Source organism: Jiulongibacter sediminis (genome assembly GCF_001306455.1).
Taxonomy (GTDB): domain Bacteria; phylum Bacteroidota; class Bacteroidia; order Cytophagales; family Spirosomataceae; genus Jiulongibacter; species Jiulongibacter sediminis.
In genome coordinates, this window is sequence record NZ_LGTQ01000005.1 from 463,728 (window position 1) to 489,198 (window position 25,471).

General features: G+C 39.9%; 26 protein-coding genes. 6 read left to right on the top strand and 20 right to left on the bottom strand.

Annotation, left to right across the window (positions count from 1 at the left end):
* Positions 1 to 3 precede the first annotated feature (3 nt).
* From AFM12_RS02005 to AFM12_RS02045, 9 genes are all read right to left on the bottom strand, one after another.
* Positions 4 to 699, bottom strand: a complete 696-nt coding sequence (locus tag AFM12_RS02005) for a response regulator transcription factor (RefSeq protein ID WP_055143602.1) — start codon at positions 697 to 699, stop codon at positions 4 to 6.
* A complete protein-coding gene (locus tag AFM12_RS02010; RefSeq protein ID WP_055143603.1) occupies positions 683 to 2,383 on the bottom strand; it encodes a sodium:solute symporter family protein in 1,701 nt (566 codons plus the stop codon). The genes AFM12_RS02005 and AFM12_RS02010 overlap by 17 nt, the downstream gene beginning before the upstream one ends.
* 117 nt (positions 2,384 to 2,500) lie before the next feature.
* Positions 2,501 to 4,654: a type IX secretion system periplasmic lipoprotein PorW/SprE gene (porW, locus tag AFM12_RS02015; RefSeq protein ID WP_055143604.1), complete on the bottom strand. Its 2,154-nt coding sequence runs from the start codon at positions 4,652 to 4,654 to the stop codon at positions 2,501 to 2,503.
* Positions 4,655 to 4,754: 100 nt separating this feature from the next.
* On the bottom strand, positions 4,755 to 5,522 hold the full coding sequence (locus AFM12_RS02020; RefSeq protein ID WP_055143605.1) for a patatin-like phospholipase family protein: 768 nt from the start codon (positions 5,520 to 5,522) through the stop codon (positions 4,755 to 4,757).
* Positions 5,522 to 7,150 (bottom strand): S8 family serine peptidase, encoded by a 1,629-nt coding sequence (locus tag AFM12_RS02025; protein WP_055143606.1) that lies wholly within the window; start codon positions 7,148 to 7,150, stop codon positions 5,522 to 5,524. Before AFM12_RS02025 ends, AFM12_RS02020 begins: the two co-directional genes overlap by 1 nt.
* Complete coding sequence (locus tag AFM12_RS02030; protein ID WP_055143607.1) at positions 7,150 to 8,010, bottom strand: S1 family peptidase; 861 nt, start codon at positions 8,008 to 8,010, stop codon at positions 7,150 to 7,152. The genes AFM12_RS02025 and AFM12_RS02030 overlap by 1 nt, the downstream gene beginning before the upstream one ends.
* Before the next feature lies 1 nt (position 8,011).
* Positions 8,012 to 8,863 carry an MBL fold metallo-hydrolase gene (locus AFM12_RS02035; RefSeq protein ID WP_055143608.1) on the bottom strand — a complete coding sequence of 284 codons (852 nt, stop codon included), beginning with the start codon at positions 8,861 to 8,863 and terminating at the stop codon, positions 8,012 to 8,014.
* Between the two features lie 134 nt (positions 8,864 to 8,997).
* On the bottom strand, positions 8,998 to 10,302 hold the full coding sequence (locus AFM12_RS02040; RefSeq protein ID WP_055143609.1) for an NAD(P)/FAD-dependent oxidoreductase: 1,305 nt from the start codon (positions 10,300 to 10,302) through the stop codon (positions 8,998 to 9,000).
* Positions 10,303 to 10,448: 146 nt separating this feature from the next.
* The gene (locus AFM12_RS02045; protein WP_055143610.1) at positions 10,449 to 10,739 is read right to left on the bottom strand and encodes a rhodanese-like domain-containing protein; all 291 of its coding nucleotides are present in this window, start codon (positions 10,737 to 10,739) and stop codon (positions 10,449 to 10,451) included.
* A gap of 234 nt (positions 10,740 to 10,973) precedes the next feature.
* On the opposite strand from AFM12_RS02045, the gene rbp reads away from it, so the two are divergent.
* The gene (rbp, locus tag AFM12_RS02050; protein WP_055143611.1) at positions 10,974 to 11,273 is read left to right on the top strand and encodes an RNA-binding regulator; all 300 of its coding nucleotides are present in this window, start codon (positions 10,974 to 10,976) and stop codon (positions 11,271 to 11,273) included.
* Between the two features lie 91 nt (positions 11,274 to 11,364).
* Positions 11,365 to 11,817 carry an FKBP-type peptidyl-prolyl cis-trans isomerase gene (locus AFM12_RS02055; RefSeq protein WP_082391157.1) on the top strand — a complete coding sequence of 151 codons (453 nt, stop codon included), beginning with the start codon at positions 11,365 to 11,367 and terminating at the stop codon, positions 11,815 to 11,817.
* Between the two features lie 63 nt (positions 11,818 to 11,880).
* Here the strand turns inward: AFM12_RS02055 and uvrC are convergent, their stop codons facing one another.
* The 7 genes from uvrC to AFM12_RS02090 are packed head-to-tail and all read right to left on the bottom strand — an operon-like array spanning position 11,881 to position 17,617.
* A complete protein-coding gene (uvrC, locus tag AFM12_RS02060; protein ID WP_055143613.1) occupies positions 11,881 to 13,695 on the bottom strand; it encodes an excinuclease ABC subunit UvrC in 1,815 nt (604 codons plus the stop codon).
* A 17-nt stretch (positions 13,696 to 13,712) separates the two neighbouring features.
* The gene (locus tag AFM12_RS02065) at positions 13,713 to 14,855 is read right to left on the bottom strand and encodes a nucleotidyltransferase family protein (protein WP_055143614.1); all 1,143 of its coding nucleotides are present in this window, start codon (positions 14,853 to 14,855) and stop codon (positions 13,713 to 13,715) included.
* Positions 14,839 to 15,741 (bottom strand): phosphoenolpyruvate carboxykinase (ATP), encoded by a 903-nt coding sequence (locus tag AFM12_RS02070; RefSeq protein WP_055143615.1) that lies wholly within the window; start codon positions 15,739 to 15,741, stop codon positions 14,839 to 14,841. Before AFM12_RS02070 ends, AFM12_RS02065 begins: the two co-directional genes overlap by 17 nt.
* Positions 15,732 to 16,142, bottom strand: a complete 411-nt coding sequence (locus AFM12_RS02075) for a lasso peptide biosynthesis B2 protein (RefSeq protein WP_055143616.1) — start codon at positions 16,140 to 16,142, stop codon at positions 15,732 to 15,734. The genes AFM12_RS02070 and AFM12_RS02075 overlap by 10 nt, the downstream gene beginning before the upstream one ends.
* Entirely contained in the window at positions 16,114 to 16,386 is a 273-nt protein-coding gene (locus AFM12_RS02080) for a PqqD family protein (protein ID WP_055143617.1), read from the bottom strand. The genes AFM12_RS02075 and AFM12_RS02080 overlap by 29 nt, the downstream gene beginning before the upstream one ends.
* 6 nt (positions 16,387 to 16,392) lie before the next feature.
* Positions 16,393 to 17,160: a DUF3822 family protein gene (locus AFM12_RS02085; protein ID WP_055143618.1), complete on the bottom strand. Its 768-nt coding sequence runs from the start codon at positions 17,158 to 17,160 to the stop codon at positions 16,393 to 16,395.
* Positions 17,161 to 17,167: 7 nt separating this feature from the next.
* Entirely contained in the window at positions 17,168 to 17,617 is a 450-nt protein-coding gene (locus tag AFM12_RS02090; RefSeq protein ID WP_055143619.1) for an NUDIX domain-containing protein, read from the bottom strand.
* 62 nt (positions 17,618 to 17,679) lie between these two features.
* Between AFM12_RS02090 and AFM12_RS02095 the strand changes: the two genes are divergently transcribed.
* Both AFM12_RS02095 and corA read left to right on the top strand, forming a co-directional pair.
* A complete protein-coding gene (locus AFM12_RS02095; protein WP_055143620.1) occupies positions 17,680 to 19,098 on the top strand; it encodes an ATP-dependent DNA helicase in 1,419 nt (472 codons plus the stop codon).
* A gap of 59 nt (positions 19,099 to 19,157) precedes the next feature.
* Positions 19,158 to 20,237: a magnesium/cobalt transporter CorA gene (gene corA / locus AFM12_RS02100; protein ID WP_055143621.1), complete on the top strand. Its 1,080-nt coding sequence runs from the start codon at positions 19,158 to 19,160 to the stop codon at positions 20,235 to 20,237.
* On the opposite strand, the gene AFM12_RS02105 is transcribed toward corA, so the two are convergent.
* From AFM12_RS02105 to AFM12_RS02120, 4 genes are all read right to left on the bottom strand, one after another.
* Positions 20,234 to 20,965 (bottom strand): hypothetical protein, encoded by a 732-nt coding sequence (locus AFM12_RS02105; protein ID WP_055143622.1) that lies wholly within the window; start codon positions 20,963 to 20,965, stop codon positions 20,234 to 20,236. The two genes, corA and AFM12_RS02105, sit on opposite strands and share 4 nt — an antisense overlap.
* Entirely contained in the window at positions 20,958 to 21,362 is a 405-nt protein-coding gene (locus AFM12_RS02110; RefSeq protein WP_055143623.1) for a hypothetical protein, read from the bottom strand. Before AFM12_RS02110 ends, AFM12_RS02105 begins: the two co-directional genes overlap by 8 nt.
* Positions 21,340 to 22,236 (bottom strand): class I SAM-dependent methyltransferase, encoded by an 897-nt coding sequence (locus AFM12_RS02115; protein WP_055143624.1) that lies wholly within the window; start codon positions 22,234 to 22,236, stop codon positions 21,340 to 21,342. Before AFM12_RS02115 ends, AFM12_RS02110 begins: the two co-directional genes overlap by 23 nt.
* A gap of 103 nt (positions 22,237 to 22,339) precedes the next feature.
* Positions 22,340 to 23,323 carry a glycosyltransferase gene (locus AFM12_RS02120; protein WP_055143625.1) on the bottom strand — a complete coding sequence of 328 codons (984 nt, stop codon included), beginning with the start codon at positions 23,321 to 23,323 and terminating at the stop codon, positions 22,340 to 22,342.
* A gap of 127 nt (positions 23,324 to 23,450) precedes the next feature.
* On the opposite strand from AFM12_RS02120, the gene AFM12_RS02125 reads away from it, so the two are divergent.
* Both AFM12_RS02125 and AFM12_RS02130 read left to right on the top strand, forming a co-directional pair.
* Positions 23,451 to 23,987: an RNA polymerase sigma factor gene (locus AFM12_RS02125; RefSeq protein ID WP_082391158.1), complete on the top strand. Its 537-nt coding sequence runs from the start codon at positions 23,451 to 23,453 to the stop codon at positions 23,985 to 23,987.
* A 22-nt stretch (positions 23,988 to 24,009) separates the two neighbouring features.
* The gene (locus tag AFM12_RS02130; protein WP_055143627.1) at positions 24,010 to 25,431 is read left to right on the top strand and encodes a hypothetical protein; all 1,422 of its coding nucleotides are present in this window, start codon (positions 24,010 to 24,012) and stop codon (positions 25,429 to 25,431) included.
* Positions 25,432 to 25,471: the final 40 nt, after the last annotated feature.

The following is a 25,471-nucleotide window of genomic DNA, read 5'->3' on the forward strand; positions in this document are numbered from 1 at the left end:
GACTTACTCCACACGCATTACATAACCCATACCTGATTTGGTATGGATAACTTTGGGCTCAAAGTCTTTATCGATTTTCTTCCTCAGGAAGTTGATGTATACTTCGATAACATTTAGGCTTTGGCTGGCATTCTGATCCCAGATGGCTTCAGCTATTTCAGCCTTCGAAACTACTTTTCCCTGATTTTTGACCAAATACTCTAAAAGGCCGAATTCTTTCGGTGTCAGTTGGATAGGTTGATCGTCTCTGAAAACTAGTTTGGCGTCGAAATCCACTTTAAGGTTTGCCAGTTCAACAATGTGGTTTTCTTCTTCCTGAGCACTTTTGCTTCTTCTCAGGAGAGATTTTATCCGAACTAACAGCTCTCTGAAATCAAACGGTTTTACCAAGTAGTCATCAGCTCCCTTTTCAAAACCTTCAACTTTGTCTTCAGTCTCACCAAGGGCGGTGAGCATCAGAATAGGTACTTCTGTATTTTCTTTCCGAACAATTTCCGCAACCTGATAGCCGTTCAGTTGAGGCAGGTTAAGATCAAGAAGAATAAGGTCAAATTGACCGCTTAAGGCATATTTGGCCCCAATTTTTCCATCGTAGGCCACCTGCGTTGTCATGCCTTGTTCCTGCAAGCCTTTGCTAATGGTTTCAGCGATACGCTGATCATCCTCAATGATGAGTATTTGCTTATTCTTCACGAACATCTTTTTTGGTAAACAACTGAATGAGCCATGCAAAAGCAAAAACCAATGCACAACCAATTGGGTTCAGCCAAAGGTAGGCCACTAATTCAATTTTCCAAATGACGATAATAAGAATCTGGGAGATTATGGCACTGATAAGTATAGCTTTGGCTCCAATACTTTTGTTATAAAAAGCCACGAGAAAGATGCCCAAAATTATTCCATAAAACCATGAACCAAGAACATTGACTAATTCAATCATACTGCTGCCAAGCTTATTGGCATAGTATGCTACCACGATGCAGAAAACCGCCCAGAAGACGGTAATGAGCTTAGAAATCATCAATTCCGATGATTCAGACCTGATTCTTTTGTTCGATTTCTTGAAAACATCAACCATTGTTGTTCCAGCGAGAGCGTTATAGGCTGATGCCACAGAACCCATGGAGGCTGAAAAAATGACTGCAATGAGCAATCCAATAAAGCCGTGCGGCAGGTGATCAAGAATAAACCGAAGAAAAATATAATTGACATCTCCGGAGTCACCACCAGGGTTACTTTTCTCAATCAACTCTGAGACTTTAGATTTTAATTCTTTATACCGGTTTTCAAAAGAGAGAATAGCGTTTTGAGAATTCTCAACAGCCGTGGCATCATCAGCTTCTAAAGCTTCATGAAGCTTATACATTTCAGCTTTTTTCAGTTCAGCGTTTGTATTGTGCTCAGTCTCCAGAATTCTGTATTCAGTAGCATATTCGCTTCCTAATAGCTTTTCGGTTTCTACCTGATTGAAGAACAGAGGGGCTGTATTGAATTGATAAAAAACGAAGACCAAAACCCCGATAAACAGAATCCCGAACTGCATCGGAATTTTCACCAAACCATTAAAAAGAAGTCCTAACCGACTTTGAGTAATACTTTTAGCCGTTAAATAACGGCCAACCTGAGATTGGTCTGTACCAAAATAGGAGAGTTGTAAAAAGAAACCGGCCAGCAAACCTGACCAAACGTTGTATTTCTCCTGTGGATTAAATTCAAGGTCAATAATATTAACTTTTCCTGCTTTACCCGCCACACGGACTGCGTCAGCCACTCCAATATCCGGTGGCAAAAGATGAACCACCATATACCCCGCAAAGACCATAGCACAGGTGACGATCAACATTTGCTGAATATGGGTGTAAGAGATGGCTTTGGTTCCACCAATAAGAGTGTAGGTCAAAACCAGGCCGCCCATCAAGGCATTGGTCCAGAAAATATCCCATCCAAAAATGGTGGAAAGAATAATGGAAGGTGCATAAATGGAAATACCGGTAGAAAGGCCGCGTTGAATCAAAAAAAGTAAGGCAGTGAAAACTCTTACTTTGCTGTCAAAACGACTTTCAAGATACTCATAAGCCGTGTACACTTTAAGACGGTGAAAAATAGGGATGAACGTAATACTCAGCACAATCATGGCCAGTGGAAGGCCAAAATAGAACTGTACGAACCGCATGCCGTCTGTAAAAGCCTGGCCGGGAGCAGATAAAAAAGTAATGGCACTGGCCTGAGTTGCCATAACTGAAAGACCTACGTGATACCAGGGTAAAGATTTATTACCTAGAAAAAAGCCGTCAAGATTGGAGTTTGAACGGTTTTTATAAATTCCGTAGAAAATTATAAAGCCGAGCGTTCCACATAGGAAAATCCAGTCTAAGGTGGTCATGAATAGATTAGAGTTAACTGGTGAAAAAGAATAATGAGAATCACCAATACCCCTGCGACTAGCAAGTAGATATTAGACCATTTGCCGAGAACGGGCGGTTTTTCGTCTTCATTCATTTCACTTCTGTTTGGTTAGGGCTGTTAGCATATCAGAGACTCTGGGTTTCAGATTACTGGAAGGGTAACTTCTCATAAAATCCATTAGGGCAATTCGATAGGCGTTGTTCTGGCCATTTTTTGCCAGCATCATAATTCGCATCATCGCTATTTTGTCTTCGATGCTTGTGCCGGTGTAATCGTACAATGCCTTTTCTGCTTTTTTCAAGGCTACCTGGTAGTTCCCCTCTCTGTAATCTTTAAAAAGGTCTTCGTAAGCTTTGGCAGCGTTGCTTTCGGTATCAGCGTTGACTTCTACTTCACCTCTTTTTAGCTGCCTTGCGTAGCTAGACATCGGATATTTATCGATCAAACGAGACTTCCAGATATTCTGCTTGGAGTTTACATCCATCAAAGCCAGAAAATAAAGGACTTCCTGTTCATATTGAGTATCGGGGTATTTTTCAAGAAGTGTTACAAATGTCTTACGGGCATTGTCTTCTTCCTCAAATTGTAGTCGATAGATTTTCCCTAATTGATAATAAGCTTCTTCCTGCCTTCTTTTTGAAATCGCCAGTTGCTGTTGGCTTGTTGGTATTTTACCCAACATTGCTTGTTTTTTTGACTCAAATTCAGCCAGTTTTCTGGCCTCTTCTTTCTTTTTTAGTTCTTCCTGATCTTCCTCAACGTCATCAACACCCACAATACCCTTTTCAACTTTAAAGCTGATACTTCCCACCTCTTTATCTTTCCTTCGCCAATCATCCTCCAGAGGTCGGTTTCCCCATTCTCTGATAAAGGCTGAACGGGCTTTAGTTAACCTGACCTGATCATAGAAAAACCAGGCATTGGGGTTTGAAGAACCTGAGTTTCCTGAAACGGCCCTTCTTTCCTCGGCTTCACGTAGGGCGGCAGCTTCTTCTGAAAGACGCTTCTCTTTTGCCTCTTCAGCCCTGATCATGTTTTCAATTTTTTCCTCCAGGGCCAGAGGATTCATGGCTGCAAGTTGCTGTAAACTGTCTTCCGTTGCCAATATTTTCTGATAGCGAACAAACTGCTCCAATGAGCGAGCTTTGTCTTCCACTTTCTCAAAATTCGGCATAACAGGACTCATGTTCTGAAGTGTACTGTCATAATATTTCGCCGCATTTTCATAATCGCTAAGTGGGCTGTAATAAATTTCCGCGATTTTGAGGTAGGCATTCGCTCTTTGATTTTTATCTGTGGCCAGTCTGACGGATTGAGTGTAGTCTTCAATAGCCTCCTTATACCGACCTTTCTCTGCTTTGACCTCACCCATTTTGAAATAAATCTTGTCTTTGAGGTCGCTGTTTTTACGATCCTCCAGCATTTTGGCAAAATTCAGATTGGCGTTAGCTCCTAAATCGCTCGAGAGCATGAGTAGTTCTATTCCGCTGTTGAATTCAAGTTCATAAGTAGGTTTGTTTTTGACTACTTTTTTCCAGTTTTCTCTAGCCTGAGATCCTCTTCCGAGTTTGTCATACAACTGCCCTGCAATAAAATGACCTCTTGCTTTTTTTGTGGATTTCTTCATGTTTTTGAGAGCTTCCTCCAAAAAAACAACGGCCAGAGCTTCTTCACCCTTTTTTTGATGAAAAGAGGCCTTTATTTGATAAAAATCTGCCTTATTTCTGGTTGAAAGGTTAAGCTTGGCCAGTTCCTGAGCCACTGCATCAGCCTTGTTCATATCTTTATTTTCCATGTAGGCCCGCATCAGCCAGATCAGTGCAGCATGTTGATATTCCTCTCTTTTGTGGTTTGAATTGAGGTATTTGAAAACTTCAATGGCATTGATGAAGTCTTGTTTATAAAGCCTCGCTTTACCCAATAATAAGTAAGCCTTATCCAAATGTTTTGAATTGCTGTGTCGCTCAGCTACAAGGGAAGTGAGCCTTATCACTTCATCAAGTTCTGGTTTTGAGATTACCGTCTGATTCGAGTCAATTCGCGGTAAAATCGGAAGAATATTGCTGTAGTCTTCAATTTGAACAGAGTCGATCTTGTGGATGGCATAGTCGTAATAATCACGGGCATCTATGGTAGCATTAAACTTGGCATTCATATTATGCCAGGCCTTGCTGGTAGGAGAATTGCTAAACTGTGAACAGGATGCCACAGCAAAAGCTGAAAAAAGAAGGAGTAATTTGTTAAACAATCGAGGTGGCTTTTGCTTTAAAAAACGTAATACCAGAGTCAAAATTATCCATTTTAATGCCAAGATGCGAAATGCCGGAGGATAATTCGGACGATTGATATTAAATGGCCGACCAATCCACTTCTTTCAGGATTTTTAAGGCTGTTTTATAGCCCGTCTCAAATAATGGTTCCGCCTCTTTCAGTTTAAAACCGTCAAATCGCATAATTCCTTCGGGTTCTATAATAAGGTTGGCTTTAGCCGCTCTTTCACGGGTCTGTTGATCCAAAGAAATATAAACGGCTTTGAGAATTGCCGATTTCATGGATTTTACCGGCAATCTTGGATGAAATGGCGTAACATTAACGGCGATATTGTAGTTGCAGTCTTCAAGAGGTTCTAAAGGTAAATTATTGCTTAAGCCACCATCAAGGTATAAATCCCCATTAATTTTCACTGGCTTAAAAATTACAGGAACGGCGGCCGAGGCAATGACGGGCTCTGAAAGCTTGCCTTGGGTAAAAAAGTCGGCTCTTCCCTTGCTGATATTGGTGGCACAGACAGCAACGGGAATTCGTAAGCTTTCAAACGTGTTTTTAGAATGTAGTTGCTCGAGAATATTCTTTGTTTTGGCCAGGGACATAAAACCCATTTTTCCGGGCCTAAAAGCGGCATAACTCCAAAAATTTCTTTTCTGGATGATTTCCAGACTTTCAAAAGGCGAATAACCCGCAGCATAAAAAAAGGCAGCAAAAGCACCTGCACTTGATCCACTTATCTTGGCAATCGGTATTTCTAATTCATCAAAGGCCTGAAGAACGCCCAGATGAGCAAAACCACGGGCTCCGCCACCGGATAGGCACAATCCTATTTTTTTGTTATAAGTCATTAAAATCTGAAAATTGCTTCTGTTTTTGCTTCTGTGACGTTTTCAATGCGAAGAATGACGCCTGGCAAGATTTCATTACTTGCAATTTCTTCATCATGATTTTCGGATGTTAAAACAAAGGAATTTTGGTGAATAGTTTGTTTCAATTGAAGGTTAATAATGCTAATTCGTAGTTCTTTTCCTACCAGATTATTGGCAAAAGAAAACTTTAATTTCCCTTTTGATGAAGGAAGCAGGCCAACACTTTTGATAGAGTCAAGAGCCTGTAAAGAGCGTATTGGGAAATTGCTCTCAGCTGTATGATAAGCTCTGACAAAATTCGCCATTCCATAACCGTAATCATTATCCGGTGTGAAATATTGGTCACCCGATTTTCGGATACTTTCCAAAACCTCGAAGGCTGTAAGGTAAGGTCTGCTTTGCCAGAAACCAGTGACCATGGCGGCCGTTAGTGGCGAGGAAAAAGATGTTCCCTGACTGGTACCTGTGGTGTTATTGGTAAAACAGAGGGCTGTTTGCCGACCCACAGCCATCACGTCTGGTTTAAAGGCTCCGTCGGTTGCCGGACCTCGCGAACTGAAACCAACAATTTCACCTGTTCGGGTTGTTGCACCTACCGCTAAAACCGAATCACCATCAGCTGGAGCTGTAATGATGTTCCATGAAGTACCACCAGAGTTTCCTGCTGAATTTACAACGACCATTCCTTTTGAAGCGGCTAAATCTGCCGCACGGGTGATGATGGTGGTGTTTCCATCCATATCAGAAGTGGAATAATTGTCAGCAGTGTTATCAAAAGTGCTATAGCCAAGGGATGTATTGATGACGTCAACGCCAAGGCTGTCCGCACGTTCAGCGGCAATGAGCCAATAAACTTCCTCAGCTTTAGATTCCGAAAAATCATCCTCTGTTCTGAAAAGGACATAGTCAGCTCTGAATGCCGGTGCTATTAATGAACCTGGCACATATCCAGCCATGCAGCTTAAAACATTAGTGCCGTGACCACCATCGGAGAAAACACTACTGTCTTTATCAACAAAATCGTAAATTTCAAGAACATGATTTTTGCTAAAAAGTGTGTCAAGGCAATCAATTGTGTTGGCATTAAGAAAGCCATTGTCCATGACTGCGACTAACATATTTTCTCCGTAAAAACCAGCATTATGCATACTATCAACACCTAGAAGGTTGATCTGAGCGGAGGCATCGCCGTAATTCAATGATGATGTTTCTTCAATGGAAAATTTACTTTCTCTTGTGGCCTTTCTAACCTGCTTCAGAGGCGTGTTAAATTCAACCGCATTAACAAAGGATAATTGAAGAATGCTGTCTTTTTGAGCTTCGGTGCCCTGTATCAAAGCTCCGTTCAGCCAACGAGTAGGGTAGATAACCAATACACCTTTGGACTTTAGGCTATCTAAATAATTAGTATTAGGTGGGAAATCATTTTCAGTGACTTGAATTCCTTGTTTCCCTCGTCTTTCAATAGCTCTTTGAGATAAAAAGGCTGATGGGTTACTGACCGAATATGGTGAGCCAGCTTTATCGGTGAAACGGACGAGATAACGGTAAGTTTGCCCTTTGGCAAAACTGCAGGAACAAACCAATATGACGATGAACCACCTCATCAGGTTTCGTTAAAACTTACATGATGTTGGCGTAAAAAATCTTTGATAACATCAACGTGGATACATTCTCCGAGGTGAATAAATGAATAATCATTGATTTTCTTCTTTTTACCGGCGGCAAAAATCTCTTTATTTTCCAGGTCAAAACCCAAATGAAGATGCTTAGTTCGGCTTTGCATGCCACAAACCACTCCGTTTTCATCGAAAAGTGGTCCACCGCTTTGGCCTTTTAATCCGGGAGTACTTAACTCTATTCCGTATTTAAAACGCTGCTGATCCAGCTGAAACCGGGTAACCATTCCTTCGATAGGGAAGCTGGGAGATTGCCGATTCCCTTGGCTGGTCCATTGAATATCATCCTGAGCTTCATTGTATTTGAAATTATTGAACTCAGGAAATGGATAACCTAAGCGACACAAGAACTTGCCTTGTTTGATTTCATTTGCATCTTTTTTGAAAACAGCAAACTCGTTCACCATTAGTTTCTCGAAACCATTGAATTTGATGATGGCCAAATCGTATTTTGGATGAACATGAGTTGTGAAACTTTGTAATTTGTCAACGCAGTCTACAAAAGTGTTTTTTAATTGAAGCGGCTGAGTCCTGTTGATTTTATATTTTCTTTCAATCTCGCCCTCAGAGGCATGCTTTTCAGACTTAATCAAGCTAAAACGTTTATTGATTTGCTCGGCTTGCAGAAGTAAATTAACAACATGTTTGCAGGTAAGAGCATAGCCTTCTTCATTGACAAAAAACAGGGTAGCAGCACCCGGAAGAATCTCTTTGCTTTTAAACAACCTGCTTATGGTGTGAATAGGGCGGGTAAATTGCTTTGCCTTTTCAATGGCCTCTACAAACATATTATTGAATTAAATGTTGATGAAGTGTGCCTTCATTGAGGGGGCGATAGCCTTTTTCTGTTTCTTCAATTTGACAAACCTCATAAAAAGGATCATGATCAAAGTACAAAAGCCATTTCTCTTGAACACATCGGTCCAGAATTAACTTTTTTTCCTTCATAGTCTCGAGTGGCCGGACATCATAACCCATAACCCAAGGGATGTGAATATGGGCGTGTGAGGGTATGGTATCAGCAATGAAAAGTACCTTTTGATTACCGGTATTGATCAAAGGCATCAGCATTTTTTCTGTATGCCCGTCAGCCATTAAAAACTCAATATTCGGTGGTAAGTCATTCTGGTTTGCATCAGTAAAATAAAGAGCTCCATGCTCCTTCAGGGGCATGATATTTTCTTTGAGAAATGTGGCAGCTTCGCGGTCGTTAGGGTTTGTTGCCCATTTCCAGTGATCAGAGTGTGTCCAGTACCGGGCATTTGGAAAGGTTAGTTCGAGTATGTCTTTGTGATCAATCCATTGAACGGCCCCTCCGGCGTGATCAAAATGAAGATGACTAAGAATAACGTCGGTTATCTGATTCTCATGAAACCCTTTTTCTCTAATCGATGGAATTAAGTCGCCCTCTCCATGTCTGAAATAGTAGCCAAGCCACTTTTCGGACTGTTTGTTGCCCATTCCGGTATCAATGAGTGTGAGCCTGTTACCATCTTCGATAAGCAGGCAACGCATTTTCCAGCTACAGAGGTTTAGGTCATCGGCCGGTATTTTTTTTGACCATAAAGTTTTGGGTACCACCCCAAACATAGCTCCGCCATCTAATTTGAAATTGCCGGCGTCTATCACGTGAAGGTTCATTTATAGCGTGTTTGATTAAACCAAGTCTTAAGTTCTCAGGCTCTCTTACAAAACTAAGCATACTATTCTGCAAACGACAGAAAAAAAGCCAGACTGTAAAGTCTGGCCCGTTTGAGGAAGTGTATGAGGTTTATTTAAACATTTTGACCCTTCATCATTTTGTTCCAATACAGATAAGGGAGCATATATTTTTTCAACATCCATAGACGCCAATGCTCTTTTGACGAGTCTGAAATAAGCATCTGCTTAAGTTTTGGATCGGGTATGAAATTATTTTGATAATCAAACTCAGCCAAGACCATTTTACCATAACCAGTAACAAGTGGACATGAAGAGTAACCGTTGTAGGCCATTTCGCCAATTTTATCACTCTCAATTAAGGTCATCACATTATCAACCACTATAGGAACCTGCTTTCTGATAGCCGCACCAGTTTTTGCTGTTGGTAGAGCTGCCACATCACCTAGTCCGAAGATATTTCTGAACTTATTATGCTGCATGGTTTTATGATCTACATCGAGCCACTTTGCATCATTTACCAATGGTGAGTTCATAATAAACTTAGGAGCAGTTTGTGGCGGAGCCAGGTGCATCATATCATAATGAATACCAAATCTATTACCCTCTACCTCAACCTTGACATCTTTATAATTGTACTGAATGTTCTGGTCAATTTTGTCAGTTTTTGAATCTTCAATAACCACACAACCGCCAGTCTCTACTTCTTTGGTGACCTCATACCATGCAATTTGCTTTTCAGCATCTATCTCAACCAATTTATGGAAGAAACGAAGGTTAATGTCTTTTCTGTCAACCACTTCCATTAAGGTTTGCTTAATTTCAGGTACTGCAAAGATGGTGGTACCAGGAGTGGCGAAAACGATATCAGTTTTACTTCTTACACCCGACTTTCTGAAGTGGTCATCGGCCAGATACATGATTTTTTGCGGAGCTCCTCCACATTTTATGGGTGTCGCCGGTTGTGTAAATACGGCTGTACCACCTTTGAAGTTTTTGATAACTTTCCAGGTATGTTCAGGATCAGTATAGTTACTGCAAACCACACCTTTATCAATAGCCTCGGCGAGACCTGGTATTAGCGAATGGTCATAGACAAGTCCCGGGGCTACTACGAGGTAATCGTAGGTGATATTTCCACTGCTTTTTGTGCTAACCGTATTTTTTTCAGGATCGAAACCCTCTGCGTAGTCTTTAATCCAGTCAACTCCGGCAGGAATCAAGGATTTCATTGGGCGTGCCGTGCTTTTAAAATCGTAAGTACCAGCTCCAACCAGCGTCCAGGCAGGTTGATAATAATGGGTGTCGGCTGGTTCAATGAGTCCGATTTCTAAGTTTCTGTCTTTTTCTCTCAATTGAGCAGCAACCATAATACCAGCGGTTCCGCCACCAATAACTAACACCTGATAATGACTTTTCATAGGGCTTTGATAAGATTTAAATATTGAAGTATTGTACAATATTATTGTATTATACCAAGCCTTAAAGTGATATGTGTCACACTGTGAACAAAAAAAGAGGCCGTTTCCAGAAGAAACGACCTCTCAGAATATCAACCCTAACCTTATCAGTTACTTAAACATTGAGACTGGTAGTAGTTTACATCTAACCAGCTACCGCCATTTACGCACTCTATTCCCTGAGCTGACAGATAACCTGTGGCCTGACCACTTCTGTTACCCGATGCACAGCAAAGGATAATTGGTGCCTCCAATGATCTGAACTCCTCAACTCTTGAGGGTACTTCGTTCAATGGAATATTTTTGGAACCTGCTACATGACCACCTTGAAACTCACCTAGCGTTCTTACATCAACGATGGTTCCTCTATTTTGCTCTATTAATTCTTTTACGTTCATTTTATTTCCTTTGTTTTTGATAGAACAAATATCATAACTGCCTGAAAAGGAATACGTGATGAAAGTTACATTAAGAAATTATGATTAAATGAAACTTTCTAACAACCTATTATTAATTAATGTACATTTGCCGCCGTAAAGAGTATTATTTGTTTTATAGCATTTCTGGAATCAATTTCCTTTAAACCTATCAAATAGGTCCTGCTCTCCATTTTTTACTAATTATTATATTTAATGAACATTTTTGTTGCAAAATTAAGCTTCAATACAGACGATGAAGGTCTTAGAGAAGCATTTGAAGAGTTTGGATCAGTAGATTCTGCTAAAGTTATTATGGACAACCAAACAGGAAGATCTAAAGGGTTTGGTTTCGTGGAAATGGAAAATGATGATGAGGCTCTTGAAGCAATTCAAGCTTTGAATGAATCTGAACTGGATGGCCGTACTATCGTTGTGAAGAAAGCAGAGCCGAGAGGTGAGCGTTCTGGCGGCGGTGGTAACCGTGGTGGTTACGGTGGAGGAAGAAGATATTAATCTTTCTCTGGCAAAAGAATAGTAAAAGAGCAGCCCCTAGGGTTGCTCTTTTTGTTTTAACAGGCATCTTTGTCCTAAAAAAACTTTACAAGTGAATAAACTACGATTACTTTTCTTGTCTTTATGTTTTACAGCCTTTTTGTCCTGCGAAAAAAGTGAATTCAGCGGAACAGAAATTGAACAAATAGATCAATATATAGCGGCGAAGAATCTTCAGGTTTCAGAGAGCTTCTCATCTGGTCTGAGAGTCGCTGTTACCAAAGAAAACCCTTCCGGAACAACTCTTTCAAAAGGAAACTACGTAACTGTAGCTTATGCTGGTCGCTTACTGAATGACAAAGAGTTTGATAGCGGAAGTTTCAGTTTTGTACTAGGAGCGGGTCAGGTAGTTCGTGGTTTTGACGAAGGAGTGGCTCAGCTTAAAACCGGTGAGCAAGGCACTATTATTTTCCCTTCAGCATTGGGTTACGGAAGCATGAAACAAGGTTCTATTCCTAAAAATTCTCCACTGATTTTTGATATTGAGATTTTAGGGGTGCAATAGTTCTTTATCCTGCTTTTCCAGAGTTTTTCTTAGACATTTAGGTGTAAATCAAAAGGAGGGTTTTTACTCTGCTTCTTTTAAGAAGTCTCTTATTTTTTTGGTTTTGTGTTTACCCAGAATTTCAATAAGCTCATCATCAGATGCGTTTCTGATATTCTGGATGGTTTTAAAGTGCTTCAAAATTTTAGTAGCCGTGGGCTTCCCTATTCCGGGAATGCCTTCTAATGAGCTTATCAAAAATCCTTTACTTCTTCGATTTCGGTGATGTGTAATACCGAAGCGGTGAGCCTCATCACGGGCCCTCTGAATCAATTTTAATGATTCCGATTTTTTATCAATATAGAGGGGGAGTGTATCCTCAGGGAAGTAGATTTCTTCCAGTCTTTTAGCAATACCAATAATTGGTATTTTTCCATATAAATCAAGCTCTTTCAGTGCTTCAACTGACGCAGATAGCTGTCCTTTTCCACCATCAATTACGATAAGATCAGGCAGGTCTTCTTTTTCTTCAAGTAGCCTTTTATATCTTCTGAAAACCACCTCTTTCATGGTACCGAAATCATCAGGCCCAGTTACCGTTCTCGGGATATAATGCCGGTATTCTTTTTTACTCGGCTGACCGTTTCTGAAAAGCACCATGGCACTTACGGGATTGGTTCCCTGAATGTTTGAGTTATCAAAACACTCAATATGCCGGGGCAATTCTTTCAGCTGTAGGTCTTGCTTTAATTTGATCAGAACACGGTCACGCTTATTGGTTGCTCCACTTTTGGCAATGGCGTCACGCTCCGCTTTTTCATGCCTGTAGTACATGATATTGCGAAGCGACATCTCAATTAACTTCTTTTTGTCACCAATTTTCGGGACTACTACTTGTGCTTTTAAGTCGGTATCCAGCTCAATATTACTGAAGATTTCTTTGGCTTTACTTTCGTATTTCTGACGCACCTCAAACATTACCTTTTCAAGGATTTCGTCATCGGGTTCTTCCAATTTCTTTTTAACCTCGAAAGTTTGTGTTTGTGTAATCGTACCATTGCTAATCTTCAGATAGCAGATATAGGCTGCATCGGCATCTGATTGAATTCCAAAAACGTCAGCATCTGATATTGAGGGGTTAACTACTGTTGCTTTTGACTGGTAGTTCTGTAAAAACTCCAGCTTTTGCTTGAACTCATGAGCTTTCTCAAAAGCCATTGAGATTGCAGCTTCCTCCATTTTTTCTTGAAAATACTCCTTTGCAGGTGCAATGTTCCCTTTCAAAATATGGTGAACCTGTTCTATTTCTTTCAGGTAATCGCTTTCTTCTTGCAAACCCTCGCAGGGCCCAAGGCAATTGCCAATATGATACTCAAGGCAGAGTTTAAACTTGTGGGCGGCCACGTTTTCCTCTGATAGTACATATTTACAAGTACGAATGGTGTAAAGCTGGGTAAACATATCCAGCAAGGCGTGCATGGCCTTCACATTCACGTATGGTCCGTACATTTTACCCTTTTTACGGTCGTCTATCTGACGGGTTTTAACGAGTCTGGGGAAACGTTCGTTGGTTACACAGATGTAAGGGTAGTTTTTATCATCTTTTAACATGATGTTGAACTTCGGCTGAAGCTCCTTTATCATGTTATTTTCAAGCAATAGAGCATCATATTCGGAGTGTACAACGGTGTACTCCAGATTATGAATGTTCATGACCAGTCTTTTCGTTTTCCGATCGGCCCGATCAAAATTATAGAAATAGCTGCTTATTCTGTTTTTGAGGTTTTTGGCCTTTCCAACGTAAATTATGGTCCCTTTATGATCAAAATATTTATATATCCCAGGTTCATTGGGTAACAGCGGAATTTGGGTTTTATAATCAAATTTTATGGAAGCCATAGGCAAACAAAGCTAGCTTAACGCCTGAAGGTTTTTTCTATTAGATAAGACAAAATTTTGCTCATAAAGTTCAGGATTCTGAATCGCTTTGGGAAGTTGATGATTCGTTTGCTTTCAATGGGATTTGGCTCTGAATAGGCTTCAAAAACCCTTTTAAGGTATTTCCATTTGCTAAAGCCGTGATCCTGAGACTTTATAAGAATCTGTTCATAAGCTAATCGCGGGAAAGACTTTCCCCAGTGATTTCCCTTGTTCCAAAAACTTACAACATGTTTTTCACAGGAATGACTTCTACTTCCAATACTATTTGTAAGCGTTCTCGGGAGTTCAATTTTGAGGTTCTTCTCAATCAAATAAAGGCCATTTTTGAAGGCTCTATCATACCCGAATTCTTTACACTTTCCTACAGTGGTCAGCCAGTCAAAATTTTCATCAACTTTGAGAATGAAGGCACCTAGATCCATTAGGTTTTTAAGTCGAAGCCAAAACTCTTTAGCACCATGGTGTGTAAGTAAAATCCAAAATATTTTCTCTTTTTCATCCAGATCATCATGAAAAAGGATGTCTGAAGGCATTTTGTATGGAAGAAAAGGATAATGCAGGCCCCAATGTAAATCAACGTGTGTCTGATTTTTGATCAATGGGAGCTCAACCTGTCCATGAGCATCTCTTAATTCTTCAAAGCTAACTTCTCCCAAACTGTTTCTTTGTTTTTTAACATTCAAATCAAATCCGAGGTCTCTAAAAATATTTAAAGCTTTGACCAGATTTACTCTGTCAACAATCAAGTCTAGATCTCCACCGGCCCTTATACTTTCATTGTAAAGGAAGTTACTGAAACGAATTCCCTTAAAGTCCTCAATGTGAATGTGGTTTTGATGAAAAGCCTGTTTGATTTTTAAAAGCTCTGTTTGAAGGACCAGATTCATAGCAGCTTGGCTCAAACCGAAAGTTTCCAGTTTATCAGCATAGGCAGTGGGTGGTTTGAGATCAAATTTCTTTATCGTTTGAAAAACCAAAGGCTCCAAACCATGAAAATTAATAAACCTGAGCAGATCAGGGTCTTGTAAAGCCCCAAAGTGGTTATGTGCTAAAGGTTGTTTTAGCAAATAGGCCCGAATGCTGTCGAGCAGAAATTCCGTTTTAGCATTGGGCCGCATACTGCTCTACAAAGTGTTTAAGGTTTTCAAATCCCTCAGGGCGTTTCAATAGATTGATTTTGACCGTTTTCGATAAGGTAATGGAATCCTGGAAATGGCTTCTGATCAGAGCACCGGATAGCAATTGATTTGGCAAAGGAAAATGTTTCAAAAACTCTATTGGAGCTTTGAAAGTTGGTAAATCGCCTGACTCCTCAAGGTTGAGAATGTTGATTTGAGCAATATCGATGACTTTTTTCTCAAATTTCTCGAAATCTTGGGTTATCAAATACTTGTCACGACCCTCAAAAGATGGTTTAAGATTTTTGAGATCAATTCTAAGACCATCAAGGGCATTTTGCCAAACTTTGAATTGAGGGAATGCGGGTAGAAGAGTAATGTTATTTTGCTCAATTTTCAGAGCAACCAGGTCATCTGTCAGAACAGGAAATCCGGCCTGCCAAAAAGCAGTGGCCATGGTGGACTTTCCAGCTCCGGGTTCACCCAAAAAAAGATGAGCCTTATTTTTAATTTTAACTGCACTGGCATGAAGCATGAAAAAGCCTAGTTGAAACAAAGCTATTCCTATAGCTTCACTCAGAAGAAAAAGTTTTAACGTTTGGGGCTCGTCGCAATAAGATTGATAACGAATTTCTTGCCCTTCAGTTATTTCAAATGTGGCAATTGAAGGCCAGTGAAGGCGGACCGTTTCTGAATCTATATTGATTTCTGCCTGCGTATCTTTTCTGAAAACCTGTGTTTTTTCGTATGATCTTGGCGGAATCGTGGTCTCAGAAATAAATAAATCTGCCTTTTCAGAGCAGATCATAGGTAGCATATCTGAAAGGTCTGGGTCGCTTTGAATACAGAGGCCGAATGCTTTATATGTTGTGCTATTTATTCCCATGTCCAAAGAGGTAAATAGTTGAAATCAGGAACGTCGCCAATTAAAACCTCGCCTTTTTTCTCAATCCAGGCATGGGCATCGAGTTTTGCTACTCCAGGCTGTACTCCAATAACTAATTTATATTCAGACGCTTTTCCTTTCATTTTTTTGAAAGCGAGTGCCTGAGGAAGGCAGGTGAACATACCCGGATAAATGATGGAGGCTTTTGAAATAGAGGCAGAAAGCAATTCGTCATCTTGAATTGATTCATCTTTAAGGGAGTTTTTGAACCATTTTTTGAAGTTCTCAAATGAGCGAAAACGTAGGTTCAAATAAACCCAAATAAGCTGTAATATCGCCTTTTTTAGTGTTTGACGTTCTCTGATACCGAGCTTATTGTATTTTTTCAACCAATTGTTCATTCACTAAATCATCTAGAACACTTTGAATATCAGGAAGGCATTCATGTGCAGATACGTCATATTCCTCCGCCACCTTTTCAGCTAGAAAAGGAGCATCAGCTTCCTGTTTTTGAAGGACATTCCAAATCAGTGTACCTACTTCATTGAGATTGTAATATGTGCCTTTAGTATGGTTTAAAATGACGGACTCTTCTGAAAATGAAGTGGACACTTGCTGGTCGCTTAATTTATATTTGGTTGACATTTTACTTTATTTTGGCTTTGCGGCAGCAAAAAGTAGATAATAGCGGTGTATGGGACATTCCTGAAAATATTGAGAGAAAGTAAGTCCGGGTACTTTATCAGCCAAGGCTACTGAAGAAAACTGGGCTGCCAATTGTTTGAACTCTAAGGCATAAGCAGTTACCTCACCAATGACTTTGAAGTTTTGAATCTCCTTTTCCTTTAGGATAGGAATGGTATTAGCATAAGACGATGCATAATAGCTGTTCATTCCTCTGTTGAAAAGAAACAAACTCAAACCAAACTGGTGAAAAATCAAAGTATTCTCTTCTAATTCACTTTCAGCGAGAACTATTTCAGGCTCCCTCTCCGGATAGAATTCCTGAAGAAAAGTTGTTAACTCTTCTTCCGCTTCAAAAGCAAATGAGCCTTCCTTGGTTTTTGAGATTAAGACACTTTCAAATTTACTTTTGAACAGAGTTTGCAGAATTTGAGATGCTTGTTCCTCATTGATATCAGCCGGAACAAAACACTTTTTACTGCTATGAAGCAGAACTTTTATTTTTTTCCAGAACCTCACGCTCAGTAACGGATGATCACTGAACAATTGTTGGATACGCTTGAGTTTACTTTGCGGGTAAAGTGGGAAATCCTCAAGCCAGACAATTCGATTCTGAGAGTCGGCAATGCTAAAATGTAAGAATGAATCGCTTATTTCTATGAGTAATTGAGAATCAGGTATTTGCTCAATGGTAAAACGATCGTCTTTGACCGAGTAACTGGCCTCAATATGCATGTTTTCGTTAACCAAACTGGATATATTCCTTTAAAAAATCAGGTTTACTTTCAGGGTCAATTTGCTCAAATTCAGCTTCGGAAAACCATTTAAGCTGACTAAGGATTACTACGTTTTCAGGATCTGAACCAAGTTTTGCTTCCCCGCCCAAAAAACTGACTTCAAAATAGAACTCAATGGCATGTAAAGGAGGCTGAATGAATTCTCTCTGGCAAAGTAACCCGCCAATTTTTACATTTAAATGGGTCTCTTCCTCAAACTCTCTCAAAAGAGCCTTTTTCAATGATTCTCCTTTTTCGGGTTGACCTCCGGGGACATTCCAATAATGTCCTTTTGGCCCAATTCCTTCATGACGAAGCAGTAGGATCTTCCCATCTTTTAGCAGACAACCACAAACTCGTACCCGTATTTTGTTTCCGTACTTTCGGGCGATTTCCTGTTGAAGGTTGTCTGTCATTTTCTACTTATTTCGATCAAAATTAGCGTATTTGGCGACCTGTTTATAGTGAATTCCTAAAAATGGCTGAAGAAATCATTAATCCATATCAATTACTCCTTAAAAAGTTTAAACACGAGCCCACCTTTGGGCAAGCCAAGTTGTTTAGCCTGATGGATGATTTTCTAAAAAATGAAGATAAAGATCGCCATATCTTTGTACTTAAAGGTTATGCAGGTACCGGGAAAACCACCTTTGTGAGTGCCTTAATCAAGGTGCTGCCCAAATTTGGCTGGAAGTCAGTATTGCTTGCTCCTACCGGAAGGGCAGCAAAAGTGATGGCGAATTATTCGAAAAGAAAAGCTCAGACCATTCACAAAAAAATTTACAAACAGACCGAAGATAGTTACTCTGGGAACTTCGTTTTTGAACGTCAAAAAAACTATCATGAAGGCACTTTGTTCATTGTTGATGAGGCTTCCATGATTGCCGATCGAAGGGAGTTTGGTCGAGACAGTCTTCTTCATGACCTCATTGAATATGTTTTTGAAGGAGAAGAAAATAAGTTAATGATTATCGGTGACGAGGCTCAGCTGCCACCGATTGGTATGGAGTACAGTCCGGCCTTAAATGCTGAGCATTTGTCGAATCAGTATTTTTCTGATGTGATGGTTCATTCACTCACGGAAGTTACCCGCCAACAAAAAGACTCTGGAATATTAGCCAATGCTACCAAAATAAGAGAGTCACTTTCTGATGATAAACCGGTTGTAAAATTTGACACAAAGGCTTTTAAGGATATTTACCGAATGACTTCAGAGCGTATTGAAGATGGGTTACGGTATGCTTATGATAAATATGGACAGGAAAACTGCACGGTAATTACTCGTTCAAATAAGAATGCGGTACAGTATAATCAGTACATCCGAAACCGCATTCATTCTTTAGAAAACGAGCTTGAAATTGGTGATATTCTGATGGTTGTGAAAAACAATTATACAGTCATTGAAGAAGGTTCAGAGGCAGGTTTTATTGCCAACGGCGAATTTGCTGAGGTTACTCATTTGGGTCGGGAGGAAGAAATGCACGGCTTTCGTTTCCAGCATGTTAGTATGAAACTGGTGGATTACCCAAACGATCCGGAGTTTGATTCCATGATCATTTTGGATACTTTGAATTCACATTCACCCAACCTCACAAGAGAAGAAAATAAACAGCTTTATGACTCGGTTTTGAAGGATTATTTCTGGGTAAAATCAAAAAAAGAGAGGGCTGAACTACTTGCTGCTGATCAATATCTCAACGCTCTTCAGGTCAAATACGCCTATGCTTTGACCTGCCATAAATCACAAGGTGGGCAATGGGAGGCCGTTTTTGTGGATCAGGGGTATATTCCAAATAACACGATTGACCATGATTATTTGAGATGGTTATATACAGCTGTTACACGAGGTGCAAAAGAGGTATTTCTGGTCAACTTCAACTCTGGTTTCTACAATTAAGGTTGTTTACCTTCTTCAGAAACTAACTATCTTAGTCAGGTTTACAAACTATTTTGCTGATGGGAAAAAAGAAAAATCGCCTCAAAACGCCAAAACAGAAGCCATTTGCAGCTCCCGGGAGCTTAACCTATATCGGGAAGGAAGTTTTTGAAAAGACCCTTATTCAGCTTACCGTTTATAATCAGGAAACCTGTGATCTGGCCATGATTCAGCAGCTAGATGATCTTAAACCCGATTTTAATGACCGCCTCAGCTGGCTTGATGTGGATGGAGTTCATGAGCCGGCCGTAATTGAGCATATTGGCAAGAAATATCAGCTACATCCACTCTTGCTGGAAGACGTACTAAATACTACGCAAAAGCCCAAAATTGAACTGTTTGAGGAAGAAAATCAGCTTTTTGTAGTCCTTAAAATGCTTCATTTCGATGAAGAAAACCTTGAAATAGAAGCAGAACAAATCAGCCTTATCCTTGGCAAAAGCTTTTTGGTCTCATTTCAGGAACAGGATCAAACGGACATCTTTGTAGCTATTCATGAGCGAATTAAACAAGCGACGAGCCGAATCAGAAAGTTTGAGTCCGATTATCTACTTTATGCACTGATTGATCTCATTGTCGATCATTATTACATACTTCTTGAAAAACTGACAGAGAAACTCGAAACCCTGGAAGCCAATGTTTTAAATGACCCTAAGGCTGAACATCAAAATCAGATTTATAATCTCAAAAAGGAAATGGCTTTCATGAAGAGAAACATTTTACCTCTTCGTGATATTATTGGTACTCTGATCAGAGAAGATTCAGAACTGGTGGGAAATAAGGTGAATGTTTACCTTCGGGATGTTCATGACCATGTAATTCAGACACTGGAAACCCTTGACAGCTACCGCGAAATGGCGGATAGTATTATGAATAACTATCATGCTTCACTGAGTAATAAGATGAACTCTGTCATGAAAACTTTGACAGTATTTACGGTTCTCTTTATGCCTTTGAGCTTCATCGCAGGGCTTTATGGGATGAACTTTGTAAATATGCCTGAGCTTGAGAACCCGAACGGTTATTTCTACGCCTTAGGAGCTATGGCTTTGATTAGCATTGGTTTATGGTTTTATTTCAGGTGGAAGAAGTTTGTTTAGAGCTGATAGTCATTGATTTGAGTTTGATTCTTTACAATCTCTTCCCTGCCGTCTTCCATCAGGTCAATTTCGTTCGATTCCAATTTTATTATGAGTTCAGATCCATTTAAAGTTGAGCTGATTGGGTTGTAGACGGCTACGGGCGGATCAACCGAGGAGAAATTAGAACCAACCTTAAAAGTCCTTTTTAGTTTTTGATTTTCAAAAACAGAGAGATAGAGATCTAATCCATGATAATAGGGGCAGGCCTCGTATGAAGAATACCAGATCCCCCACAGTGCTCCTTTCTTATCATTTCCTAATGAAGCGATCCCAATCTTGAAGGCTTTGGCATCCCGTATCATTCCGATATCAAGGGACTGGGTGTAGGCTTCATGGCTATCCGCTCCTTTTAAACTATCAATTTTGAGGAAATCAGAGATGTGTTCATATTGATAAATCTCTGTTTCCGGTTGATTATAACCCTCAAAAAGCTCTTTGACCGTGGCGGAATTCAAATCGGGAATGTCTTGATATTTTGACTCCAGATTCTCAAGGTATATGGAGTCAATTATGTTTATGTCAATTTCTGAGAAATTGGATATTTCCTCAAATAAAGGATTTTCTTCACCAGTCTCGAATTTTATGTTTTGACAGGCGAGAATTGACATTGAAAAAGAAACAAAGAAAATTCCCCAAATCGAGAAGTTTGCTTCAGGCAGAAGGCGTGTTGTTTGGTATTTAATCATACGGCAATAAATCAGGTTCTAAATACTCCTTTTTTGCTGATTCATGAGTGAACCTCTCCAAACTGTAATGTTGCTCAATTAAACCTTTGAAATTGTTTTCCAGAATAGGAAACTCGCTCAAAAACTCTTCAAAATCAGAGGATTTTGATTTCAATATAAAATGTCGGACGGTTCTGATGCTGGCCACAGTCAATGTTTGGTGGTATTTGTCCGCAACTCCTAAATGACTAGTGTAGGCTTTGAGTAGTTCGCAAGCTTTATAAACCGCTTTAGCAGCTTCGTTCTCACAAAGAAGCTCCCAAGCCAACCTGAGGTGAGTCTTGTGTTTAAAATCTTCAGGTTTCAGTGTGAAATCCTGAATGCTTTGAATGGTTTCAAGCGGCTTTTTGAAGAACATAAATGACAGAGCTGGCTTTCTTTGAATTAAAGATAGCATTTAGCCACGAAACTCCTCCTACCAGAAAACCTTTGATAGTTTCAAACATATTTTTCTTGTATTTCTCACTCAGCAGAGCCACATAAAAGGAGTCAAACGGTAAAATCCGATGCTCCTTAATTTCCCATCCATGCTTTTTGGCTAAAACCTGCATTGAAGTCGGAGTAAAATGCCATAAATGACGTGGAACATCCAGACCCGCCCAATCCTCTTCATAGTATTGTCCATCAAAAGAGTCTTTGTTGGGCACCGCAATGATTAACGTGCCATCATCTTTAAGAGAGGCCTTAATCTGTGACATATATTCGTCCAGATTGTAAAGGTGCTCCAAAACATGCCAGAGAGTAATCACATCAAATTCCTTACTGGCTGGCTGCTCAAAAAAAGAAGTTGGAGAAACGACGTCCAGTCCAAATTTGTCTTTTGAAAACTCGCGGGCCTGATCATTGATTTCAACTCCCCGGGATTTAAAACCATTATTTTTCATTGTGTTCAGGAAATACCCGGTACCGCTCCCAATGTCCAGAATTGAATTGCCTTTAGACTTGCTCTTCACAAGTCCTGCTTTCTTTTGAAGCATAAAGCTTCGCACTTTATGATAGATGGAATTGATCAACCCTTTTTTGCTATCTGAGTGTGAAACGTAATCCTCACTGATATAATAGGGCCCGACATTTTCTGGTGAAGGAGGGTTTTGTGTAAACGTAAACTGGCAGCTCTGGCAGGTCACCAGATCAAAAGTTTCCTTGCTGATGGAATGGTCTTTGACCAAAATTGTCTCTGAAAGCTCTTTTGAGGAGCAAAGAGGGCACTCAGAGTGAAAAATGTTCTTCATATATTATTAGAAAGCCAATGGCATGCTGAATGTTAAAAACGAAAACCATGCCTCATATGATTGTGTAGCAAAAATAGGCAATCTATTTAAACTCAAACAGCTTTCAATAATCCCTTCCTTTCCATCTTATTTTACCTGGTAATAGGGTATAAATACCAATCAAAAACCATGAAAATGGCAGATAAACTACAAAAAGTGGAAGGTATTTCAGAAGTCTGACTTCTTTGATTTTAGAAGTCCAAAATACCGTCAAAATACCAAGAACTACGATTTGAAGAGCAAAGGCAGGTAGTAATAAGCTTTTGGCAAAAAAGTAGAAAGCAATTAGCAGCGGCAGCCATAGGGTTTGAAGTAAAGCGGGTATAAGTAAGAAACTACCGCTTTGAAAGCCCCCCTTTAACCATCTCTTGCGTTGCACCAAAAAGTTTTCGGGTGGTAGAGTATAAGCCAGTGAGTCTTTATCAAATAATTGAGCGAAGCCAAATCCTTTATCAATAATGGCTTTAAAGAGAGTATAATCCTCAACAATAGAAAAAGGAAGGTTTTCATAGCCGCCAATGGAGTCGTAAGCTGTTTTACTCAGCGCCATGTTATTTCCCATTCCTGTTCCGGGGAAATTGATTTTTGAAAGCAGATGTAAAATGTATAAAACAGTAAGCCATTCCATACTTTGGAGGGCCATATTGGCGGATTCAGCCTTCATTCCTGTTATCCCAATGACCACTCCCATATTCTTCTTTTGAAAGCCATTCATCATTGATGGAATCCAGTTTTCAGGAAGCTCAATATCTGCATCGGTGAAAAACAAATACTCACCTTTAGCCTTACCGGCTAAAAAAGCCAGAACTCTGGCTTTTCCCTTTTGGCTACTGGTGTCCTCCGGTACGTCGAAAGCTTTTGCAAAGGTTCGCTTGTAAGCATATTCGTGTATCAGCTTGCTCGTAGAATCTTCCGATAGGTCATTTCCCAGTAAAATTTCAAATTCATATCCATTAGACTCCAATTGATCGATTGAGTTGAGCAATCGAGGAATATTCTTTTCCTCATTTCTAAGGGCTATAAGTATGCTTATTTTGGGTAATTCCATGCACCCTGAAGAGATTAAAATTGACCCAAATCTAGGTAATAATGATGTTAGTCATGATAATTGTGGAAACAACCCAACTGTTTTGTATTGGCATCCGTCTGAAGATTAACCCTCAAAACAACCTCTTTTGTCCGTTAACGAAGATACTATAAAGCGAGCTCAGAAAGGCGACGAAATTGCTTTTCAGATACTCTTTGATGCCTATGCATCATTAGTTTTTTCGGTTTGCATGCGGTATATGAAGGACAATGAAGAAGCTAAAGATTTAATGCAGGAGGTATTTGTGAAGCTTTTTTCAAAGTTAAAAGATTATAATTTCAAAGGTTCCTTTGAGGGCTGGTTACGCAAAATGACGGTGTTTGCGGCTATTGACGAATTAAGAAAAAGAAAAGAAATAATTCAGAGTTTAGATGAGGCGGTAAGGCCCGGTCTTGAAGCAGATCATAGCTCTGTAAATGTATTGGAAGCTCTGGCTGCTGAGGATTTAATGATTCTCATAAGAGGGTTGCCCAGAGTATATGGTTTGGTTTTTAATTTATATGCTATTGAGGGTTATAAGCATCATGAAATAGCCCAAATGCTCAATATCTCAGAAGGAACAAGCAAGTCTAACCTGCACGACGCCCGACGAATCTTAAAATCGAAATTAAAAGTTATTGGATGATTAAATCTTTACTGTAACGAGGATGAAAGAAAAGGATGAGCTGGATAAGGCCTTCCGAAAGGCCTTTAATGAGTACAAACCCGCTGTTCCGGCTGATAGCTGGGCGGCCGTAAAAGGGGGTATCGCCAAAGTACGCCTTGAGGATGCAGTACGGTTAAAAAATCGTTACAGAAATCTGTCTGTCCTATTGACAGCATTTCTGCTTGGCTCTCTTGCTTATTTTTTGTGGAATGATGATTCAAAAAGTGTTGCCGAAGGGACCCAAAAAGGTCAAAATTTCGATTCCGAAAGTCAATCTCAAATTTCTCAGTCACCTGTCGATACTGTTGTAAAATATATAACCCTCTACCAAACGGATACTGTTTACCTGACTAAAATAATGAAAACAAGATCTTCTTCGGGATTGACTCAGAAAGACTTGGATTTTGCTCTAGAGCACCCGGAGTGGAGAGAAAGAGTTCTGGAGTACCTCTCAAAAGATTATAGTTTTGAGACAAAAAATAAATCCACAGATGAAAGAACTGAAGAAGAAGAAGTCAAGGTTGCCTCGTCTCACTTGGGGCCTCTGAGGGATCGGTGGAGTTCCTTCCCGAAACAAAGTCCCCTCAATATTTCTTTGATTGACATTCAATGGCCGAACCGCACTTTGACAGAAGTTGATATCCCCAACCATAAACAGAAAAAGAGAGAGCTAAAAGAGCATATCCCATTAAAAGAGCGTATTTTTTATCAGGTCGCAGGGGATTTAAGAAATGGTAAACTAGTTCTCAATAACAAGCAAGGTAGCTTTGGTAGTAATCACGGTTTTACCGGAGGTATATATGCCGGAGTGCGTCTATCACCACGACTATGGATAAAGACTGGTTTGAACTTTGATGTTGTGGAATACGCTTTAAGTCCTGATGGTAGAACTAGAATTAACTCAGAACTGGTCAATGGCACTTACGAGTATATTTATCGTTCTCCGCTTGGGAATTTGGTGATCCCAAATGATCAGTTGCTCCATCCTGCCTCTGAGTTTTCACACATTGAAATTGAGTCTCATTATGATAACCGCGAGTATGAATTAAACATCCCACTACAGTTAAACTATGATTATATGCTGAAAGATGTGAAATTTTTGGGCTATTATCGGCAATTGACTGGTTATGCAGGGCTTAATTTATATCTTCAAAGACCCCTGAAGAATTCCGTTAGTCTGGAGGTTTACGAGTCAGATGGCTCAGAGTTTGAACTCAGAACGGATAGCTTCACTAGTATCAGTAACCTATCAATAGGCGGTGGCTTACAAACGGGTCTTAAGCTCGAAGTTTACCCCGGCTGGAAACTACTTTCAGAAATTGGTTATATGAGAAATTTGACCTATCGTGTTAATAATGAGTACTTTCAATCCTTCAGTAGGGAGCTTTCTTTTTCCGCAGGGCTCGAAATTCATTTAAAATGATTTGAATCACCCAACGATAATACATTCCATTTTCGTCTTT

Excerpts from the sequence above, each read along its gene's own strand:
- AFM12_RS02005 (WP_055143602.1), bottom strand. The coding sequence starts at position 699 with ATGTTCGTGAAGAATAAGCAAATACTCATCATTGAGGATGATCAGCGT.
- AFM12_RS02010 (WP_055143603.1), bottom strand. The coding sequence starts at position 2,383 with ATGACCACCTTAGACTGGATTTTCCTATGTGGAACGCTCGGCTTTATA.
- AFM12_RS02020 (WP_055143605.1), bottom strand. The coding sequence starts at position 5,522 with ATGACTTATAACAAAAAAATAGGATTGTGCCTATCCGGTGGCGGAGCC.
- AFM12_RS02025 (WP_055143606.1), bottom strand. The coding sequence starts at position 7,150 with ATGAGGTGGTTCATCGTCATATTGGTTTGTTCCTGCAGTTTTGCCAAA.
- AFM12_RS02030 (WP_055143607.1), bottom strand. The coding sequence starts at position 8,010 with ATGTTTGTAGAGGCCATTGAAAAGGCAAAGCAATTTACCCGCCCTATT.
- AFM12_RS02035 (WP_055143608.1), bottom strand. The coding sequence starts at position 8,863 with ATGAACCTTCACGTGATAGACGCCGGCAATTTCAAATTAGATGGCGGA.
- AFM12_RS02040 (WP_055143609.1), bottom strand. The coding sequence starts at position 10,302 with ATGAAAAGTCATTATCAGGTGTTAGTTATTGGTGGCGGAACCGCTGGT.
- AFM12_RS02045 (WP_055143610.1), bottom strand. The coding sequence starts at position 10,739 with ATGAACGTAAAAGAATTAATAGAGCAAAATAGAGGAACCATCGTTGAT.
- rbp (WP_055143611.1), top strand. The coding sequence starts at position 10,974 with ATGAACATTTTTGTTGCAAAATTAAGCTTCAATACAGACGATGAAGGT.
- uvrC (WP_055143613.1), bottom strand. The coding sequence starts at position 13,695 with ATGGCTTCCATAAAATTTGATTATAAAACCCAAATTCCGCTGTTACCC.
- AFM12_RS02065 (WP_055143614.1), bottom strand. The coding sequence starts at position 14,855 with ATGCGGCCCAATGCTAAAACGGAATTTCTGCTCGACAGCATTCGGGCC.
- AFM12_RS02070 (WP_055143615.1), bottom strand. The coding sequence starts at position 15,741 with ATGGGAATAAATAGCACAACATATAAAGCATTCGGCCTCTGTATTCAA.
- AFM12_RS02075 (WP_055143616.1), bottom strand. The coding sequence starts at position 16,142 with ATGAACAATTGGTTGAAAAAATACAATAAGCTCGGTATCAGAGAACGT.
- AFM12_RS02080 (WP_055143617.1), bottom strand. The coding sequence starts at position 16,386 with ATGTCAACCAAATATAAATTAAGCGACCAGCAAGTGTCCACTTCATTT.
- AFM12_RS02085 (WP_055143618.1), bottom strand. The coding sequence starts at position 17,160 with ATGCATATTGAGGCCAGTTACTCGGTCAAAGACGATCGTTTTACCATT.
- AFM12_RS02090 (WP_055143619.1), bottom strand. The coding sequence starts at position 17,617 with ATGACAGACAACCTTCAACAGGAAATCGCCCGAAAGTACGGAAACAAA.
- AFM12_RS02095 (WP_055143620.1), top strand. The coding sequence starts at position 17,680 with ATGGCTGAAGAAATCATTAATCCATATCAATTACTCCTTAAAAAGTTT.
- corA (WP_055143621.1), top strand. The coding sequence starts at position 19,158 with ATGGGAAAAAAGAAAAATCGCCTCAAAACGCCAAAACAGAAGCCATTT.
- AFM12_RS02105 (WP_055143622.1), bottom strand. The coding sequence starts at position 20,965 with ATGATTAAATACCAAACAACACGCCTTCTGCCTGAAGCAAACTTCTCG.
- AFM12_RS02110 (WP_055143623.1), bottom strand. The coding sequence starts at position 21,362 with ATGTTCTTCAAAAAGCCGCTTGAAACCATTCAAAGCATTCAGGATTTC.
- AFM12_RS02115 (WP_055143624.1), bottom strand. The coding sequence starts at position 22,236 with ATGAAGAACATTTTTCACTCTGAGTGCCCTCTTTGCTCCTCAAAAGAG.
- AFM12_RS02120 (WP_055143625.1), bottom strand. The coding sequence starts at position 23,323 with ATGGAATTACCCAAAATAAGCATACTTATAGCCCTTAGAAATGAGGAA.
- AFM12_RS02130 (WP_055143627.1), top strand. The coding sequence starts at position 24,010 with ATGAAAGAAAAGGATGAGCTGGATAAGGCCTTCCGAAAGGCCTTTAAT.